This window comes from Caballeronia sp. LZ003, assembly GCF_031451465.1.
GTDB lineage: Bacteria > Pseudomonadota > Gammaproteobacteria > Burkholderiales > Burkholderiaceae > Caballeronia.
This window is the reverse complement of the sequence record NZ_JARUXJ010000001.1, coordinates 2,607,417-2,625,554: the sequence shown is the minus strand read 5'-3', so window position 1 is coordinate 2,625,554 and position 18,138 is coordinate 2,607,417. Positions and strand designations below refer to the sequence as shown.

At 63.0% G+C, this 18,138-nt stretch carries 14 protein-coding genes; 9 read left to right on the top strand and 5 right to left on the bottom strand.

All coding sequences use genetic code 11. The annotated features are described in order from the left end of the window. The first annotated feature begins 29 nt into the window (after positions 1-29). The 3 genes from QCE79_RS11870 to QCE79_RS11860 all read left to right on the top strand — a co-directional run bounded on the left by QCE79_RS11870 (position 30) and on the right by QCE79_RS11860 (position 2,475). Positions 30-341: a hypothetical protein gene (locus QCE79_RS11870; protein WP_250492712.1), complete on the top strand. Its 312-nt coding sequence runs from the start codon at positions 30-32 to the stop codon at positions 339-341. Between the two features lie 264 nt (positions 342-605). Continuing rightward, positions 606-1,970, top strand: coding sequence for a GntP family permease (locus QCE79_RS11865; RefSeq protein ID WP_309844342.1), 1,365 nt, complete (start codon positions 606-608; stop codon positions 1,968-1,970). A 10-nt stretch (positions 1,971-1,980) separates the two neighbouring features. Next, the gene (locus QCE79_RS11860; RefSeq protein WP_244826208.1) at positions 1,981-2,475 is read left to right on the top strand and encodes a gluconokinase; all 495 of its coding nucleotides are present in this window, start codon (positions 1,981-1,983) and stop codon (positions 2,473-2,475) included. Between the two features lie 107 nt (positions 2,476-2,582). On the opposite strand, the gene purB is transcribed toward QCE79_RS11860, so the two are convergent. From purB to QCE79_RS11845, 3 genes are all read right to left on the bottom strand, one after another. Next, a complete protein-coding gene (gene purB / locus QCE79_RS11855) occupies positions 2,583-3,971 on the bottom strand; it encodes an adenylosuccinate lyase (RefSeq protein ID WP_309844338.1) in 1,389 nt (462 codons plus the stop codon). A gap of 95 nt (positions 3,972-4,066) precedes the next feature. Next, the gene (gene murU, locus QCE79_RS11850) at positions 4,067-4,774 is read right to left on the bottom strand and encodes an N-acetylmuramate alpha-1-phosphate uridylyltransferase MurU (RefSeq protein WP_309844336.1); all 708 of its coding nucleotides are present in this window, start codon (positions 4,772-4,774) and stop codon (positions 4,067-4,069) included. Positions 4,775-4,780: 6 nt separating this feature from the next. Next, entirely contained in the window at positions 4,781-5,806 is a 1,026-nt protein-coding gene (locus QCE79_RS11845) for an aminoglycoside phosphotransferase family protein (RefSeq protein WP_250465610.1), read from the bottom strand. 246 nt (positions 5,807-6,052) lie between these two features. Between QCE79_RS11845 and QCE79_RS11840 the strand changes: the two genes are divergently transcribed. From QCE79_RS11840 to rsmA, 4 genes are all read left to right on the top strand, one after another. Further along, a complete protein-coding gene (locus tag QCE79_RS11840; protein WP_309844332.1) occupies positions 6,053-8,443 on the top strand; it encodes an LPS-assembly protein LptD in 2,391 nt (796 codons plus the stop codon). A gap of 125 nt (positions 8,444-8,568) precedes the next feature. Beyond that, complete coding sequence (locus tag QCE79_RS11835; protein WP_404989346.1) at positions 8,569-9,933, top strand: peptidylprolyl isomerase; 1,365 nt, start codon at positions 8,569-8,571, stop codon at positions 9,931-9,933. A 6-nt stretch (positions 9,934-9,939) separates the two neighbouring features. Beyond that, positions 9,940-10,941 carry a 4-hydroxythreonine-4-phosphate dehydrogenase PdxA gene (pdxA, locus tag QCE79_RS11830; RefSeq protein WP_309844329.1) on the top strand — a complete coding sequence of 334 codons (1,002 nt, stop codon included), beginning with the start codon at positions 9,940-9,942 and terminating at the stop codon, positions 10,939-10,941. Positions 10,942-10,988: 47 nt separating this feature from the next. Next, positions 10,989-11,798 carry a 16S rRNA (adenine(1518)-N(6)/adenine(1519)-N(6))-dimethyltransferase RsmA gene (rsmA, locus tag QCE79_RS11825; RefSeq protein ID WP_250492708.1) on the top strand — a complete coding sequence of 270 codons (810 nt, stop codon included), beginning with the start codon at positions 10,989-10,991 and terminating at the stop codon, positions 11,796-11,798. 3 nt (positions 11,799-11,801) lie between these two features. Here the strand turns inward: rsmA and QCE79_RS11820 are convergent, their stop codons facing one another. Next, the gene (locus tag QCE79_RS11820; RefSeq protein ID WP_309844325.1) at positions 11,802-12,029 is read right to left on the bottom strand and encodes a hypothetical protein; all 228 of its coding nucleotides are present in this window, start codon (positions 12,027-12,029) and stop codon (positions 11,802-11,804) included. Between the two features lie 175 nt (positions 12,030-12,204). Here QCE79_RS11820 and QCE79_RS11815 point away from each other — a divergent pair, with 175 nt between their 5' ends. Both QCE79_RS11815 and QCE79_RS11810 read left to right on the top strand, forming a co-directional pair. Then, positions 12,205-13,473: a DNA repair exonuclease gene (locus QCE79_RS11815; protein WP_250526220.1), complete on the top strand. Its 1,269-nt coding sequence runs from the start codon at positions 12,205-12,207 to the stop codon at positions 13,471-13,473. A 4-nt stretch (positions 13,474-13,477) separates the two neighbouring features. Continuing rightward, positions 13,478-16,927 (top strand): AAA family ATPase, encoded by a 3,450-nt coding sequence (locus QCE79_RS11810; protein WP_309844319.1) that lies wholly within the window; start codon positions 13,478-13,480, stop codon positions 16,925-16,927. On the opposite strand, the gene QCE79_RS11805 is transcribed toward QCE79_RS11810, so the two are convergent. Continuing rightward, the gene (locus QCE79_RS11805; protein WP_244826198.1) at positions 16,924-17,997 is read right to left on the bottom strand and encodes a YafY family protein; all 1,074 of its coding nucleotides are present in this window, start codon (positions 17,995-17,997) and stop codon (positions 16,924-16,926) included. The two genes, QCE79_RS11810 and QCE79_RS11805, sit on opposite strands and share 4 nt — an antisense overlap. Positions 17,998-18,138 lie beyond the last annotated feature (141 nt).

Here is an 18,138-nt window from a genome sequence, read left to right as displayed (position 1 = left end):
GCAACCATCAATTACCCGGCAGTTGAAAGATGTTCAAGTATCTTATTTCCATCATCTCCGCAGCGGCAATGTTGTCTGCATGCACCACCGACACAGGCATGGCCTATACGGCTCGAAAGGTGAACATCGCAAATCAGGGCGAAGCCTATCGTGCCACATGCTCCGGTCTGTTCGAGTCGCAGAAGTCGTGCATGAGCGCGGCGACAAAGATTTGCCAGGATCGCCAAGTGGTTTTGGTGCAGGCAGTCGACGGTCTGCAAGGCAATCAAGGCCGTAACAATCCGCGCGAGATCACCTTCACCTGCGGTTCTGCCGCATCGACCGCGAATCCGGCGTCCTGATTCAAGCTGTTCGAATTAGCGCGAAGCAATAGGCACGAAAGAGCCGACTCTCAACAAGAGTCGGCTTTTTTCACATTCAAGCGACGGCGCGCGCATCCAAATTCAGCTTTATGTTGTCCTTCGACCGCTTTACGGACGACTTTCCCGCTTACCAGTAAAATCCCGATTCTTCGGCGCGGTGCACGCGCTTGCCCGTTGCTTCTTTGCAGCGACGGCAAACGCACGCATAGCGCCAAAAACCTCAACAAAATCAAAGGAGGCGTCATGCCGGCCGTCCACGGGAGCATGCTCCTGCTCTATGCGGTAATCGCGATCGCGGTTCTGATCCTGATGATCGCGCGTTTTAAGGTTTACCCGTTTCTCGTTCTGATCATCGTGTCCGTGCTGCTCGCGCTTGCGGTCGGCATGCCGATGGACAAGATCGTCAAGGCGTTCGAGACCGGCAACGGCAATACGCTCGGGCATATTGCCATCGTCGTGGGTCTCGGTACGATGCTCGGCAAAATGATGGCGGAATCCGGCGGCGCCGAGCGCGTCGCCAATACGCTGATCAATGTCTTCGGCGAAAAGAACATTCACTGGGCGATGATGGTCGTGGCGATCATCGTGGGCTTGCCGGTGTTCTTCGAGGTGGGTTTCGTGCTGCTGATTCCGATCGCGTTCAATGTCGCCAAACGCACGGGCAAGTCCTTGCTGCTGATCGGTCTGCCGATGGTCGCCGGCCTTTCGGTCGTGCACGGTCTGATTCCGCCGCACCCGGCCGCGTTGCTCGCGGTACAGGCGTATCACGCCGATATCGGCAGGACGATTGCGTATGGTCTGATCGTCGGGATTCCGACCGCCATTGTCGCCGGGCCGCTTTTCGCGCTCATGATCCACAAGTACATCAAGCTGCCGGACTCCAATGCGCTGGCCGACCAGTTCATCAGCAAGCATGGCGATACGGAAAAAAAGCGCGATCTGCCGAGCTTCGGCATTACGCTCTTCACCATTCTGTTGCCGGTGATTCTCATGCTCGTCGGCAGTTGGGCTGACTTGGTCTTCACGCCGAAGACGCTGCCCAACGACCTGCTACGCTTCGTCGGTCAGTCCGACATGGCGCTTCTGATTGCCGTGCTGGTCAGTTTCTGGACTTTCGGTGCGGCGCGCGGCTTCAATCGCGATCAGATCCAGAAGTTCTGCGGCGAATGTCTTGCGCCGATCGCGGGCATCACGCTGATCGTGGGCGCGGGCGGAGGTTTCGGCAATATCCTGCGTGAGAGCGGCATTTCTCAGCAGATAGTCGCCACGGCTTCGCAAGCGAATCTTTCGCCCTTGCTGCTCGGCTGGTTCGTCGCCGCGCTGATTCGCCTGGCCACCGGCTCGGCGACTGTCGCCATGACGACCGCATGCGGTATCGTGGCGCCGATTGCAGCGGCGGCAGGCGGTCACGTCAGTCCCGAGTTGCTGGTACTTGCTACCGGCTCTGGCTCGCTGATCTTCTCGCACGTGAACGATGGCGGCTTCTGGCTGATCAAAGAGTATTTCGGGATGACGGTCGGACAGACGTTCAAGACCTGGTCGTTGCTCGAAACGCTTATTTCCCTGATGGGTTTAGGTTTGACCTTCGCGCTCGCGGCGGTCGTGTAAGGAGATTTTGATGATTCTGATCGCGATGGGCGTCTCGGGCGCCGGCAAAACCCGCATCGGCGAAATGCTGGCGGAACGCCTGCAATGCCCGTTCACTGACGGCGACGCGTTCCACAGCGCCGCCAACAAGGAAAAGATGCACAAGGGCATCCCGCTGACGGACGACGACCGCTGGCCGTGGCTAAAGACGATCCGCGCGGCGATCGAAGAGAAAAAGCGCGCGGGCGAAACGGCGGTGTTCACGTGCTCGTCGTTGAAGCGCTCGTATCGCGACATCTTGCGCGATGGCGACAAGGACGTCGTTTTCGTCTATCTGCAGGGCACGTTCGACGTGTTGAAGGAGCGCCTGCAGACGCGTACAGGCCACTTCTTCGAGCCGTCGCTGTTGCAAAGCCAGCTCGATACGCTCGAAGAGCCGGGCGAAGACGAGGCGATCATCGAGAGTATTGAACTCACGCCTGAGCAGATCGTGGATAACGTGATCGAGAAGCTCAAGACGCGCTGAGTCAGGAGCGATAGGCATCAAAAAAGGCCCCGCGTGTTCAAGCGCGGGGCCTTCTTTTATGAAGCGAGCAAGTGCGGAAGGGCCGGCTCAAGCGGCCCGATCGAACGTCAAGCGATTCGCTTCGCCAGCTCGACCGCCTTGCCGATATACGAACCCGGCGTCATGTCGAGCAGCAACTGCTTCGCATCCGCGGGAATCGCGAGACCATTGATGAACGTCTGCAAGCCTTCGCGCGTGATGCCTTTGCCGCGCGTCAGTTCCTTCAGTTGCTCATACGGATTCTCGATGCCGAAACGGCGCATCACCGTTTGCACGGGCTCGGCGAGCACTTCCCAGCAATTGTCGAGATCTTCGTTCAGGCGCGCCGCGTTCACCTCGAGCTTGTCCAGACCGCGGATCAGCGCGTCGTAGGAGAGCAGCGAGTAGCCGAACGCCACGCCGATATTGCGCAGCACCGTCGAATCGGTGAGGTCGCGCTGCCAGCGCGAAATCGGCAGCTTGTCGGAAAGATGGCGCAGCGTCGCGTTCGCGAGGCCGAGATTGCCTTCCGAGTTTTCGAAGTCGATTGGGTTGACCTTGTGCGGCATCGTCGATGAACCAATCTCGCCCGCCTTCGTGCGCTGCTTGAAGTAGCCAAGCGAGATATAGCCCCACACGTCGCGATCGAGGTCGAGCAGAATCGTGTTCGCGCGCGCGACGGCATCGAATAGTTCGGCCATGTAGTCGTGCGGCTCGATCTGGATCGTGTACGGATTGAACGTGAGCTTCAAACGGTTTTCGACGACATCCTTCGAAAACGCTTCCCAGTCGAACTCCGGATACGCTGACAGATGCGCGTTGTAATTGCCGACCGCGCCGTTCATCTTGCCAAGCAGCGGCACCTCGACGATACGTTCGATGGCGCGCGACAGACGCGCCGCCACGTTGGCGATTTCCTTGCCGAGCGTCGTCGGGCTCGCGGGCTGGCCGTGCGTGCGCGAGAGCATTGGCTGTTCGGCGTGTGCGTGCGCGAGCTTCACCAGGCGCTCGTGCACCGAGCGCAGCGCGGGCACGATCACATGTTCGCGCGCGCCGGCGAGCATGAGCCCGTGCGACGTGTTGTTGATATCTTCCGACGTACACGCGAAGTGAATGAACTCGCTCGCGCGTTCCAGTTCCGGCTGACCCTTGACCGATTCCTTCAGCCAGTATTCGACTGCCTTCACATCATGATTCGTGACGCGCTCGATGTCCTTGATGCGCGCCGCGTCGTGCGCCGTGAAGCGCTCGGCCAAGCTCAGCAGAAATTGCTCGGATGCCTCGGAGAAGCGCGGCACTTCGACGAAGCCCGCACGCGACAGCGCGATCAGCCAATGAATTTCGACCGTCACGCGGTGACGCATGAATGCGGCCTCGGAGAGCCATTCGCGCAGGGCTTCGGTCTTGGAGGCGTAGCGACCGTCGAGCGGCGAAAGCGCGGTGAGCGCGAAGAGGGTATCGGGACGGGTATCGGACATGATGGCTTGGCGTGTCAGCTTCTGCTTGCGGCTGGAAGGAAAAGACGGCAGAACTGCGCATTTTACCATCGGATGCGTCCCAATCCCGGCGCGCCTCAGGCTTGGGCGCGCAATTCCCGGTCGAGCGCGTCGAGTTGCGCGGGCGTGCCGACGTTCTCCCAGCGGCCTACGTACAACTCGCCGGTGGCGCGTTTCCCCACGATGGTCTCGCGGTAATACGGCGTCAGCGCGCGGCGCGTACCCGGAGTCAGGTCATGGAACATGCGCGTGTCGTAGAGACCGATGTTGCCGAACGTATGGCGCGGCGCGCCGTCGATGGCGAGCAGCCCGTCTTCGCGCAACGCAAAGTCGCCGTTTGGATGGAAGGGCGGATTGGGCACCATCACGAGATGCATGCCGGGCGTATCGCGCGATGCGAGCTTGTCGGCGCGTTCGCCGAGCGACGCATAGTCGAACTCGCAGAACACATCGCCGCTCACCGCGATAAAAACGCCGCGCCCGATCAGATGCAGCGCCTGCGCGATTCCGCCCGCCGTTTCCAGCGCGTCGGTCTCGGCGGAATAGCGCAACTCGACGCCCCAGCGCGAACCGTCGCCGAGCGCGTCTTCGATCTGCTCGCCGAGCCACGCGTGATTGATGACGATGGTTTGGATGCCCGCCGCCGCGAGCCGCTCGATCTGCCAGACGATCAATGGCTTGCCGCCGACTTCAAGCAGCGGCTTCGGGCAGGAATCGGTGAGCGGGCGCATCCGTTCGCCGCGGCCGGCGGCGAAGATCATCGCCGTGTTGAGGGTTTGACTCATGGCTGCTCAGAACGTATAGCCGACTTCGATCGCGCGGCCTTCCCACTGATCGAGCAGCCGCGCGAAGGGGAAGAGCGGCGCGTAGCGTTCGGCCACCTTGCGCGCGTAGCCGATGAAGCGCGGCAAGTCCGCCAGATAGTGCGACTTGCCATCGCGATAATGAATGCGCGCGAACAGCCCGAGCACCTTGATGTGCCGCTGCAGGCCCATCCACTCGACCTGACGATAGAACTCGCCGAAGTCCGCATCGACCGGAAGGCCGGCCTTTCGCGCGCGTTCCCAGTAGTACACGATACAGTCGAGCTGAAACTCCTCGTCCCAGCTGATGAACGCGTCGCGCATGAGCGATGCGATGTCGTACGCAATCGGCCCGTAAACCGCGTCCTGAAAATCCAGCACGCCGGGGTTCGGCTCCGCGACCATCAGATTGCGCGGCATGAAGTCGCGCAGCATGAAAGTGCGCGGTTGCGCGAGCGCGCTTTTGACGAGCAGATCGAAGGTCTTGTCGAGCGTCTTGCGCTCGGCTTGTGTGACCTCGCGGCCAAGGTGACGGCCGATGAACCACTCGGGCATCAACTCCATCTCGCGACGCAGGAACGCTTCGTCGAACGGCGGGAGCACGCCTTCGCGCGAAGTCTGCTGGAAGCGGATCAGCGCGTCGATGGCGTCGCGCATGAGCCCGCGCGCGTTCTTTTCGTCGAGGACGGAGATGTAGGTGGTCGTGCCGAGATCGGTCACGAGCATGAAGCCGGCCTCGAAGTCGGCTTCGAGAATCTTCGGCACATGCACGTTGGCGGTTTCGAGCAAGCCTGCCACTTGCACGAACTCGCGGCATTTCTCGGGCGGCGGGGCATCGACGGCGATGAGCGTGCTGCCATGCTCCGATGCGCTCTCCAGCCTGAAGTAGCGGCGAAAGCTGGCGTCGGCCGACGCGGGCGCGAGCGTCGCGACATCGAGCCGGTAACGATCGGTGAGGGTTTGCAGCCACGAACGAAGTTGTTCGAAGCGGGAATCGGGGGGAATGTGCGTCATAAATTCGAGAGGCAAAACATCTTGCCATATAATACCCCACGACTTTTTTAAGCGATCCGTTTCAAGCCTGGCGCCAGGCCCGACGACTGTCCGCGTCACCGTTCGATCGAGTGTCGTCCCTGCCTGGCAACGGACCGTCCAGTTTCGACCTCGACGCATGTGCGGTCACAGCGCGGCCAAAAGCGCGGCCGCAGACTTGTCGGCATCGCGCTCAGGACGCGAACGGGATCGAACCGCCACCCATACATGCCGCCACGACAGTTTCCCGCATCGAAGATTCCAGGCGACGCTCAGCCACGCCGGCGGCGGCTCGTCGCCGCGCTTTTATCCGTTCCGGGCCTGATGCCCGCTTTCGCGCACGCTCAGCTTGCAGGACCCGCAGCCGAACCGCAGCCAATCGACGGTCCCGGCAGCCTGCGTCTCGCGCCCCAACTGGAAGAGCGCCCGCTGAAGAGCGGCCAGCAGCCAACGAGTTTTCTTCTCGGCGACAAGACCACTGGCACGTCCGACGAGGACATGGCGGCGAAAGGTTCGGCGGAAATCCGGCGCACGGTGACGGTCATAAAGGGCGATGCGCTCCATTACGACCAGGACACCGACATGGCCGATGCTTTCGGCAATGTCAGGCTCATCAACAACGGCGTGTCGTTCGTGGGTCCCGAAGCGCATTTGAAGGTGGAGGCGAACGAAGGGTTCATGACGAACCCGAAGTACCACTTCCTGCTGACGGGCGGCTCGGGCAGCGCGGAGCGCATCGATATCATCGATAACGAGCGGGCGCGTGTCGATCACGGCACCTACACGGCCTGCGCGTGCGAAACCAATCCGGCCTGGTACATCAAGGGCAGTTCGTTCGATTTCGATACCGGCGCCGAAGACGGCGTCGCGCATAACGGCGTGCTGTTCTTCCAGGGCGTGCCGGTATTCGCAAGCCCGTGGCTGTCGTTTCCGTTGACGGGCGACCGCCGCAGTGGCTTTCTGCCGCCGACTTTTTCGGTGAGTTCGAACACGGGCTTCGAACTGACGGCGCCGTACTATTTCAACATCGCGCCTAATCGCGATCTGACGGTGACGCCGCGCGTCATGACGCAGCGCGGTGTGCTGATGGAAGCGACGTACCGCTATCTGTCGCCTACTTACTCCGGCTCGTTCACTGGCGACTATTTGCCGAACGATCGCGAAACGCACACGAACCGCTATGCCATCTTCTGGAAGCATTTTCAGAACTTCGGCGGCGGCTTTGCGGGTTACGTCAATTACAACAAGGTTTCGGACAGTCAGTATCCGGAAGACCTGGGCAACGCGTCGAACCAGTTCCTGAACGGCACGCAGTTGCTCTACCAGCAGGAAGCGGGTCTGACATACAGCAACGGACCGTGGTCCGTGCTTGCGCGCGAACAGCGCTGGCAGACGTTGCAGCCGTCGGTCCCGCCGTATGCGCGCGAACCGCAGTTGAACGTGCAGTACAGCAAGTTCAACGTCGGCGGTTTCGACTACGGCGCCGAAGCGGATTTCACGCGCTTCACGATCACCGAGGAAGGCGCGACCGACGGTCAGCGCATGTACTTCAACCCGTACGTGAGTTACGGGGTCAACGCGCCGGGCTACTTTGTCACGCCGAAGATTCAGTGGCACTTCGCCTCTTACGACCTGAGCCATATCGCGACCGGGCCGATCGCGGGTCAACCGCTGACGCCGGCAGGTCAGCCGAAGAACTTCACCGAATCGATCCCGACGCTCAGTTTCGACTCGGGTCTCGTGTTCGACCGCTCGGTGCGGCTTTTCGGCCAGGACTACATCCAGACGCTGGAACCGCGGCTTTATTACGTCTACACGCCGTATCACAACCAGAATTTCGCGCCGATCTTCGATACCGCCGAAGCCGACTTCGGTCTCGCCGAGATCTACACGCCGAACACGTTCGTCGGCACCGACCGGATCGCGGACGCAAACCGCATCACGGCGGGCCTCACGACGCGCTTCATCAACCCGGCGACGGGCGATGAACGTGCGCGTTTCGTCATCGCGCAGCAGTACTATTTCACGAGCCAGCGCGTCACGATCTCCGAGGATCAGCCGATCAACGAGGCCAAGCACTCGGACCTCATCGCGGGCGCGGCGATCAAGCTGGGAGCTGGTTTCGCCTCGGAAACCGCGTTCCAATATAATGTCGACAACAATCAGCTCGTGCGCTCGAGCATCGGCTTCGCGTTCAGCCCGGCCGACCGCAAGGTGATCAACGTCGGCTACCGCTACACGCGTTCCAACCAGACCACGCTCGTGAACGAGCCGATCAACCAGATCCTGGTGTCCGGCGAGTGGCCGCTCACGAATCGTCTCTATGCGGTCGCTCGTGTCAATTATGATCTTGCGAGTCATCGGCTCGTCGACGGCCTCGTGGGCTTCCAGTACGATGCCGACTGCTGGGCGCTTGGTTTCGGCGCGCAACGTTACGCTAATGGCGTCAACACCAGCGGTCAGCCCTCGTCCGGCACGCGCGTGCTTGCGCAGCTTACGTTCAAGGGCCTGTCGAACGTCGACAACGGCCTCGTCAGCGCGTTCCGCGCGAGCGTCCAGGGCTACCAGCCTCCGCCGCCAGCAGCGCCGCCGCTCGCCCGCTACAGCAACTACGAGTGAGCCTCGGGGAACGCAGGCGGACAAGGCATCCTCTAACACGCAGCTAAGAAGCAGTAAGGCGGCTCGCCAGAACCGCACGAGAAGCAGCATACGAACGGGCACGACCCGTATTTGATGGAGTATCTGTGGCAAACGTGAATATGTTTCGATCGACGGTAGTTGCAACAAGCGTGATCGCTGCCGCTCTGATCCTGAGTTCGCCGGCCGGTGCGCAGGCGTTGTCGAATGGCAGCAGTGCCCAAGTCACCGATTCGGTCGTCGCGATCGTCAACGACGGCGTCATTACGCGGCGCGAACTCGAGGACCGCTCGCGCCTCATCGCGCAGCGTCTGCAACAACAGAACGCGCCGGTGCCGCCCGCTGAACAATTGCAGCAGCAGGTGCTCGATCAGATGGTGCTCGAGCGCATTCAGTTGCAGCGCGCGAAGGAAGACAACATCGTCGTCGACGACGCCACCGTGAACCGCACGCTCGAGCGTCTCGCGCAGCAAAACCAGATGACGCTCGACGTCTACCGCTCGCGCATCGAGGCGCAAGGCGTGCCCTGGGCCACCTTCACGCGCGACGCCCGCACCGAACTCACGCTCTCCAAGCTGCGCGAAAAGGAAGTGGACAGCAAGATCACCGTGTCCGACGGCGAAGTGGCGAACTACATCGCCAGCCAGCGCGGTCCCGGCGCGCGCAACTCGAGCGATCTGCACCTGCAGCACATCATGTTCAAGCTGTCTTCCGACGCATCTTCCGCCGATGTCGCGAAGGTGCAGGCGCAAGCCGACGCGGTGCTTAAGCAAGCGCAAAACGGCGACGACTTCGCGAAACTTGCCAAGCAGAATTCGCAGGACACGGACGCAGGCAAGGGCGGCGACCTCGGCTTTCGCACGCCGGGCACGTTGCCGGCGGGCATCGTGTCGGCGGTGGCCACGCTGCGTCCCGGTCAGGTCGTGCCGACGCTTCTGCGCACCGACGGCGGATTCGAGATCGTCAAGCTGGTAGAGCGCCGCGCGAGCCAGGGCACCGCGGCCGATGCGCCGAAGCTCGTGCAGACGCACGTGCGTCACATTCTGCTGCGCGTGTCGGATGGCATGTCGGAACAATCCGCGCGCCAGAAGCTGCTCGACATCAAGCAGCAAGTGCTCTCGGGCGGCGATTTCGCGAACTTCGCGCGCACGTATTCGCAAGACGGTTCGGCCTCGCAAGGCGGCGACCTCGGCTGGATCAGCCCGGGCGAAACCGTGCCCGAGTTCGAACGCGCGATGAACAGTCTGCAGGACGACGCCGTGAGCGACCCGGTGCGCAGCGAATACGGCTATCACCTGATCCAGGTGCTGGGCCGGCGCGACGCGGAAGGGTCGGCCACGCAGCAGCTCGATATCGCGCGTCAGGCCATTGGTCAGCGCAAGGCGGAACAGGCGTACTCCGACTGGCTGCGCGAACTGCGTGACACCGCCTACGTGCAGTACAAGGGCATTGCGGCGCAAGCCCAGCAGTAAAAAAGCATGAACGCCGACACCCATCCGCTCGCCCCGGCGATCACCATCGCGATCACCACGGGCGAACCGGCGGGCGTCGGTCCGGAATTGACGGCGGCCGCCTTGCAGGAAGCGCAGGCGCGCTGGCCGTTAGCACGCTTCGTCGTGCTGGGCGACCGCGAGTTGCTCAAGGCACGCGCCGCGTCCTGGCCTGCCGCGCATGGTGGAATCGAGATCGAGCATCATGCGCTTGCCGCGCCCGCCGAGGCCGGCAAGCTGAACGCGGCCAACGGCCGTTACGTGCTGAATCTGCTCAGTGCAGCCATCGACGGCGCGCTCGCAGGCCGGTTCGACGCCATCGTTACCGCACCGCTGCAAAAGAGCACGATCAACGACGCCGGCGTGCCTTTCACCGGCCACACCGAATATCTCGCCGAGCGCACGCATACGCCGCAAGTCGTGATGATGCTGGCGGGCACGGGCGAGCGGCCATTGCGCGTTGCGCTTGCCACCACGCATCTGCCGCTGAAGGACGTGTCCGCGGCACTGACCATCGACGGATTGGTCGAGACGCTGCGCATCATCGATCACGATCTGCGCGCGCATTTCGGCCTCGCCGCGCCGCGTATTCTCGTGACCGGGCTGAACCCGCATGCGGGCGAGAACGGTTATCTCGGCCGCGAGGAAATCGATGTCATCGCGCCCGCGCTCGAATGTGCTCGCGCGCTCGGTATCGACGCGCCGGGTCCGTATCCGGCGGATACTCTGTTTCAGCCGCGCTATCTGAAAGACGCCGATTGCGTGCTCGCGATGTTCCACGACCAGGGCTTGCCGGTACTGAAATTCGCAACCTTTGGCGAAGGCATCAATGTCACGCTGGGTTTGCCGATCATCCGCACTTCCGTCGATCACGGCACGGCGCTCGATCTCGCGGGCACGGGCCGCGCCGATGCGGGCAGCATGATCGCGGCCATCGACGCCGCCGTCACGATGGCGCGCCACAAGCACCGAGACAAGCGCGGCGTCTGAGCGTCGCGCGGTTCTTCATCCACATCAGTTTCAAAGGCGTCAGACCGATGTCCACCAGACACCAGGGCCATTTCGCGCGCAAGCGCTTCGGGCAGAACTTTCTCGTCGATCAGGGCGTGATCGATTCGATCGTCGATACGATCGCGCCGAAACACGGCGAACGCATGGTCGAAATTGGACCGGGTCTTGCCGCGCTGACCGAGCCGCTGATCGAACGGGTGGCCACGCCCGAGTCGCCGCTGCACGCAGTGGAACTCGACCGCGATTTGATCGGCCGGTTGGAAAAGCGCTTTGGCGAGCGTCTCGTCGTGCATTCCGCCGATGCGCTCGAATTCGACTTCGGCTCGCTCGCGCTGGAAGGCGACAAGCCGACGCTGCGTATCGTCGGGAATCTGCCGTACAACATTTCGAGTCCGCTCTTGTTTCACCTGACGAGCTTCGCGCCCAAGGTGATCGACCAGCACTTCATGCTGCAGGACGAAGTGGTCGATCGCATGATTGCCGAGCCCGCCAGCAAGGACTACGGCCGCCTGTCCGTGATGCTGCAATACCGCTACGTGATGGACAAGCTGATCGACGTGCCGCCCGAATCTTTCCAGCCGCCGCCGAAAGTGAATTCCGCGATCGTGCGGATGATTCCGTTCGCGCCGCACGAACTGCCCGTGGTGGATGAGGCGACCTTGAGTGAAGTCGTCAAGGCTGCTTTCGCGCAGCGTCGCAAGGTCCTGCGCAACAATCTCGGCGCGTATCGCGACCGAATCGACTTCGACGCGCTCGGCTTCGATCTCGCGCGTCGCGCCGAAGAAGTGCCGGTGGCGGAGTTCGTTGCGCTGGCACAAGCGCTCGTGCGGGCTTGAGTGTCATAGACATAGCGCGGCGCTCGAAACGTCCGAAAGCAGCCGCATGAGACGTTCGAGCCGCATGCGCTGGTCGCGATGCAGGCCGCGCGTCGCGCTGACCTGCTGCACGCGACTGCGCCAGTACGTCTGGCCGAACAGCGAATTCGCGCCTTCCTTCGACACGACGCGTTCCAAATGCACGATGGCGGCATCGACTGTCTGCGTGGTGTAAGGGCTCGTTGCGCTCACTTGTTCTCCTCGTTCTGTTCGTTCTTCGGCGGATGCGAGTGAGTCATTGTGCAAGCCCGCAGGGACACATCGCGTCCCGAAGAAACACGTTCCAACGCGACGCGATTCGTTCATTGCGGCTGCTATCATCGTCGCTCCGCGCGGTCATCGAGTACATCAAAAAGGAGGCAACGCCATGCGGTTCGTTCACGCGGCGGATATCCATCTGGACAGCCCGTTGCACGGTCTCGCCGCTTATGCCGACGCGCCCGCCGATCTCTTGCGCAACGCCACGCGCGACGCATTCACGAAACTCGTCGATGTCGCGCTCGAAGAGGCGGTGGACTTCATGGTCATCGCGGGCGATCTCTACGACGGCACCTGGCGCGACTACAACACGGGCATCTTCTTTTGCCGCGAGATGGGGCGCTTGCGACGCGCGGGCATTCCGGTTTATGTGCTCTTCGGCAATCACGACGCCGAGAGCGAGATGACGAGCCAGTTGCAGCTGCCCGACAACGTGCACACGTTTTCGAGCAGAAAGCCGCAGACCTTTCGACTCGACGCCCTGAAGGTGGCGCTGCACGGCCACAGCTTCAAGGAAAAAGCGGTCACGACGAATCTCGTCACCGCGTATCCGCAGCCGGTCGAGGGCTACTTCAACATTGGCGTGTTGCATACCGCGCTCGAAGGCAGCGCGGCGCACGCGAGTTACGCGCCGTGCTCGATCGCCGAGTTGCACGCGCGGCAATATCACTACTGGGCGCTTGGCCACGTGCACGATTTCGCCATCTGGCAAGAGGCCTCCACGATCGTGTTTCCTGGCAACTTGCAGGGCCGCAATATCCGCGAAACTGGCCGGCGCGGTGCGGTGATCGTCCACGTTTCGGAGACGGAAGAGGTGAGCGTCGAGCGGCTTTTCATCGATGTCTTGCGCTGGGAGTCCGTTATCGTCGATGCCAGCGAAGCCGTCACGCTCGATGACGTCGCGCTCGCGGTCGGACGCGCGCTCGATGCGCTCGTCGAATCCGCCGCGCAACCCGTGCCGCTCGCGGTGCGGGTGACGATCACCGGCGCGACCGAAGCGCATGGCGCGCTATTCGGTCTCGAAGCGCAACTGCGCGCCGAAGTGCTGGCGCAGATCGCGGCGATCAGCCACGACCGTCTGTGGCTGGAAAAAGTGAAGATCGCGACGCAGCCGATCGTGCATTCGAGCGCGGCGGGCGAACCGTTCGCCGGCGGCGCCGATGCGCTCGCCGACCTGCACGCCTTGTTGGTCGAAGCCGAGTCCGACCCGGAATTTCTAAGCATGTTGAAAGAGCGTTTGATCGGTCTGGCGTCGCAGGCGCCGAGCGAATTACAAAAGTCGGTGCCTGAACTCGAATACGTGCGCAACGACGATCTCGCGCGGATCGTCGCCGAAGTGCGCTCCGGTCTGATCGCCCAACTCGCGGATGCGGAATAGGCTCATGCGCATCGGCAAGCTAGAACTGATTCGCTTTGGCAAGTTCACGGATCGCGTCATCGAATTTCCGGCGGCGCCGCAGGATTTTCACTTCATCGTCGGACCGAACGAGGCGGGCAAGTCGACCATCAAGACGGCGATTGCCGAATTGCTGTTCGGCATTCCGCAGCGCTCGCCGCTCGCGTTCGTGCATCCGCAGAGCGATCTGCAACTCGGCGCAACGCTGCAACTGAACGACGAGACGCTCGCGTTTCATCGCACCAAGAGCCGCAAGGCGTCGCTTGCCAAACCCAATGGCGACGCGCTCGCCGCCGATGCGCTCGCACCCTTCATCGGCACGGCGGACAAGAGCTTCTTCGAGCAGATGTACTGTCTCGGCCACGAAGGATTGATTGCGGGCGGACGAAGCATTCTCGATGCATCGAGCGATGTCGGGCAGGTGCTGTTTCAATCGGCTGCGGGCATTGCGAGTCTCGGCGCCGTGCGGCAACGCCTGGCCGAGGAAGCGGACGCGCTCTGGGCCAAGCGCAAGTCAGGCGACCGCGCGTATTACATCGGCCTCAAGCAGTTCGAGGAAGCCACGAGCGAACTGAAGACGGCGAGCGTGCGCACGACGCAATGGCGCAAGACATATACGGCGGTCGACGAAGCCGAGGAGCGCGGCCGCGCGCTCGAAACGCGTCGCGCGGAACTCGAAGCGAAACGCGGCAAGCTGGAGCGGATTCGCCGCGTCGCCCCGTATTTGAACGTGTGGCGCGAGAAGGCGGCCGAGCTTGCGGAACTCGGCGAAGTCACCGAGCTTCCCGCCGACGCCGAAGCTGTCTTGCAAAGCGCGCTGACACGGCTTGCATCGGCGCAAACCGCGCACGAGCTGCACGCGAAGGCGACGGCGCAACGTCAGGCGGAGCTGAACGAAATCCGTATCGACCACGCGTTGCTCGCGCTGGAAACCCGGATACGCGCGCTCGACACCACGCGTCATCGGTGCGCGCATCACGCGACCGACATCGCGCGACTCGAACACGATGTCGCCGCGCGTCTGCGCCAAGTCGCGCAGGATTGCGCGGAACTCGGCTGGCCGCAAAACGAAGCGGGCGCGCGTCAGGCGCTGCCCGGACAGCTTGCGTTGCAGACGGTCACGAGCCTGATGCGCGAACGCGGCACGTTGGAGACGGCGGCGCGCAATGCGGCGCGCTCGGTCGATGAAACGCTCGCCCAGATCGGGACATTGAAGGCGCGACTTGGCGGCATCGCCGAGGGCGAGGTCTCGCAGGAGTTGCGTCGCGCGCTGCGGCAGGCGCAGAAGTATCGCGAAACGGGCGCGGCGCAAGACCGTCTCGGCGACGCGCGCCGCGAAGCCGCGCATGCGCTCGAAGCGGGCCTTGCATCGCTTGGCCAATGGTCGCGGCCAATTGCCGAACTGCAAGCGATGAACTTGCCGTCGATCGAGCGTATCGCCATCTTGCGCAACGAGCGGCAGGAGTTCGCGCTTCGGCTGACGCGCGCCGCCGATCGCATGAACGAAGCGCACGACGCGCTGCACGCCACGCAAGCCGAACTCGCCGATTTCACGCAGACGCATGATGTCGTCACGGGCGATCAGGTTCGCGGTGCTCGCAAGACGCGCGATACCGCGTGGCACGCGCTCAAGAGTGGCGCGACGCCGCTCGATTCGGGCGCGCCGCTTTTCGAGACGGCGATGCACACCGCCGATGACCTTGCGGACCGCAGACTCGATTCCATCGGACAAGCCACGCAGTTCAGCGCGTTGCAGCGGCGCGTGGCGGTCGATCAGGAAACGCTCGCACGAAGGCAACGCAGCGCGGACGAAGCCGCAAAAGCGCTCGCGGACGTCGATGCGGCGTGGCACGCGCTCGCATCGCACAGTCAAATTGCGGAGATGGCGCTCGACGACGTCCCTTCATGGCTCACGCGTCGCGAGCACGTAATCGAGGCGGCGCGCACGCTTGCCCGGCGCGCGGAAGAGTTCGAGCGCGAAAGCGCCGAAGCGGCCACGCGCCATGAAGACCTCGCGCGGCATTTGCCGTTGGCGGAAGCCACCGCCGACTTTGACGCGCTCTGCGATGCCGCCGAAGCGCATATCGGCGCTATCGACGAAGCGGTGATCGAGCGGCGTCATATCGTCGGGCAACTCGACGAAGCGCAAGCGGAACTGGTCACGCGGCAGAACACGGCCAAGGCCGCTGCGCTTGCCTTCGAGCGATGGCAAGCCGAATGGTCGCAAGCCGCGGCGAAAGCGGGCGTGGCGGCTGCGGCGGACTCGCAGGCGGCGGCCGAATTGGCCATTGGTATCGTCCACAAGATCGGCGAACAGCTCGTGCAGATCGACGCCATTCGCCACGGACAGATCGACGCCATGCGCGCGGCGCTCGCCTCGTTCGAGTCCGATGCAAGGCAGCTCGCGCTTGAACTCGATGGCACGAACCATGTGCGTGAGCCCGGCGCAATCGCGGCCGAACTCTCGGCGCGGCTCGATACCGCGTGCGCGGCGCGTGCCGATGCCGAGCGTCTGAAGAAGGAACTGGCATCGGCGAGCGAGCAGGTGAGCCGGGCCGAGGCGGGCGTCGAGGAAGCGAAGTCGGCGCTGCGTCCGCTTTACGAGCGGGCCCGCGTGGACAGCGCGGAGTTGCTCGCGCCGCTCATCGGCAAGTCGCAGAAGAAGCGCGCGTTGCTCGCCGCGATCGATGCCGCGCGCGATGCGCTGATCAAAGGTGGCGACGGCCTCGCGCTCGACGTTCTGATCGCGGAAGTGGAGGGCGCGGACCTGTCCGGTCTGCACGGCGAACTGTCGCTGATCGGCGCGGCGCTCGGCGATTCCGTGAAGGCATCGAGCGAACTGGCGACGGAGCTCGATGCCGCGCGCCGCGAACTCAACGCGATCTCGGGCGAAGGCAACGCCGCGCGCGCCGAAGCGAAGCGGCAGGAAGCGCTATCCGTCATGGCCGATGCCGCCGAGCGCTTCGTCAAGGTGGAGACGGCATCTACGCTCCTGAAGTGGGCGATCGACCGATACCGCGAACGCCGTCAAGGCCCGATGCTCACGCGCGCAAGCACGATTTTCTCGGAGCTCACGCTCGGCGCGTTCTCGCGGCTCGCCGTGGATTACGACCGCCAGCCGATGGCGCTCGCCGCCATTCGCGAGAGCGGCGAACACGTCGAGATCACCGGCATGAGCGAAGGCACGCGCGATCAGCTTTATCTCGCGCTGCGTCTGGCTGCGTTGGAGGAGCATGCCGAGAAGGCGTCGCCGCTACCGTTCGTGGCCGACGATCTCTTCATCAATTTCGACGACGGCCGCGCGCGCGCCGGCCTGCGCGTCTTGAGCGCAATCGCGATGCACACGCAGGTGATTTTTTTGAGCCATCACGATCATCTCGTGGACATGGTGCGCGAAGTGTTCGGACCGAAGGTCAACGTGCACTTCATGCGCTAGGCGGTTTCACTCGCACGCGCGTACCGAGCCGCGAGCTTGCGGAAGTCGTCCGCGAATTCGTCGCGCAGCGTTTGCGGCGCGAGAATCTCGACGCCCGCGCCGAGCGCGCGCAGCCACCAGCGCAGCTTGAGGCTCGGCGTCACCGTGCCGGTCACCTTCATGCGGCCGTCGGGCAGCATGTCGATGTGCTGATCTTTCGACATCGGCGACTCGCGTAGCTGGTTGCCCGAACTGCCTTCGAACGCGAGTTCGAGGCGCACGGGGGGCTCGGGCAGAAAGTCGAAGACCTGCTGCGTCTCGATGTACTTGCGCAGCTTGAAGTCTTCGGGATACGTGAAGGACTCGCCCGACTCGGACACCGAACGAATGCGGTCCAGCCTGTACAGCGCGCGCACCCATTCCTTTTCGCCTTTTTCCGGGCGCGGCGCACGGCCCGGGTCCTGCGCGACCATGTACATCACGCCAGCGGATTCGACGAGCGCGAGCGGCCAGAGCGTCCTGGTTTTTGGCGCGTCGCCTTGCTCGCCTTTGTACGCGGCGCGGTACTGCACGAGCAGTTCGCGCTCGAAGAAAGTCGCTGTCGCCACGGCCTGAAAGATGTCCGGACGCAGCTTTGGACGAATCAGCGTGAAGGCGCCATCGACGGAATCGATCTTGTCCGCCCACGCGCGGTAGATGCGGCTGTCCGCCTTTTCCTGCGAGAGCCGCGCTTCGGCTGCCTTGAAGAGCGGGTCGATGTCGCGCGTGACCGCGTTCGGTAGCTTGTTGCCGGCAAAGCGCTGCAGAATGTGAAACGCCACCGCTTCCGATGCGCTCATCAAGCCGACGCCTTCCTGCAGACCATGCAGCCATGGCTTGCGTTGCCAGAGCAGTTCGCGGCCATTTTGCATCGACATGACGCGCGATTCGGCTTCGAGCGCGGTGAGATGCCGCTGCACTTTTTTCGTGTATCCAACGCGATGCCCGCGCTCTTCGAGACGACGGCGAATTTCGGGTGTGGAGAGCCACGCGAGCGCGTCGCGTTCGGTTGGCAGCACGCGGAGAATGGCTTCGTCGAGGCTCGAGGTCATGACGGTGCGTTGGGTTGGAAGCGGAGAGGTTTGATTATAGGCAGCATTGGGACAGAGGATGTCTCGAACGGTCGAGCGCTGTTTAGGATTGTTCTAGTGACGTTTCGCGCGGCGAGCGGAAAGAATGCCCACGTTTAAACG

What these genes read in the sequence shown, in the direction of transcription:
- purB (WP_309844338.1), bottom strand. Translation starts at nt 3,971, where the DNA reads ATGTCCGATACCCGTCCCGATACCCTCTTCGCGCTCACCGCGCTTTCG.
- rsmA (WP_250492708.1), top strand. Translation starts at nt 10,989, where the DNA reads ATGTCCACCAGACACCAGGGCCATTTCGCGCGCAAGCGCTTCGGGCAG.
- QCE79_RS11805 (WP_244826198.1), bottom strand. Translation starts at nt 17,997, where the DNA reads ATGACCTCGAGCCTCGACGAAGCCATTCTCCGCGTGCTGCCAACCGAA.
- QCE79_RS11810 (WP_309844319.1), top strand. Translation starts at nt 13,478, where the DNA reads ATGCGCATCGGCAAGCTAGAACTGATTCGCTTTGGCAAGTTCACGGAT.
- QCE79_RS11860 (WP_244826208.1), top strand. Translation starts at nt 1,981, where the DNA reads ATGATTCTGATCGCGATGGGCGTCTCGGGCGCCGGCAAAACCCGCATC.
- pdxA (WP_309844329.1), top strand. Translation starts at nt 9,940, where the DNA reads ATGAACGCCGACACCCATCCGCTCGCCCCGGCGATCACCATCGCGATC.
- QCE79_RS11840 (WP_309844332.1), top strand. Translation starts at nt 6,053, where the DNA reads ATGCCGCCACGACAGTTTCCCGCATCGAAGATTCCAGGCGACGCTCAG.
- murU (WP_309844336.1), bottom strand. Translation starts at nt 4,774, where the DNA reads ATGAGTCAAACCCTCAACACGGCGATGATCTTCGCCGCCGGCCGCGGC.
- QCE79_RS11870 (WP_250492712.1), top strand. Translation starts at nt 30, where the DNA reads ATGTTCAAGTATCTTATTTCCATCATCTCCGCAGCGGCAATGTTGTCT.
- QCE79_RS11815 (WP_250526220.1), top strand. Translation starts at nt 12,205, where the DNA reads ATGCGGTTCGTTCACGCGGCGGATATCCATCTGGACAGCCCGTTGCAC.
- QCE79_RS11845 (WP_250465610.1), bottom strand. Translation starts at nt 5,806, where the DNA reads ATGACGCACATTCCCCCCGATTCCCGCTTCGAACAACTTCGTTCGTGG.
- QCE79_RS11865 (WP_309844342.1), top strand. Translation starts at nt 606, where the DNA reads ATGCCGGCCGTCCACGGGAGCATGCTCCTGCTCTATGCGGTAATCGCG.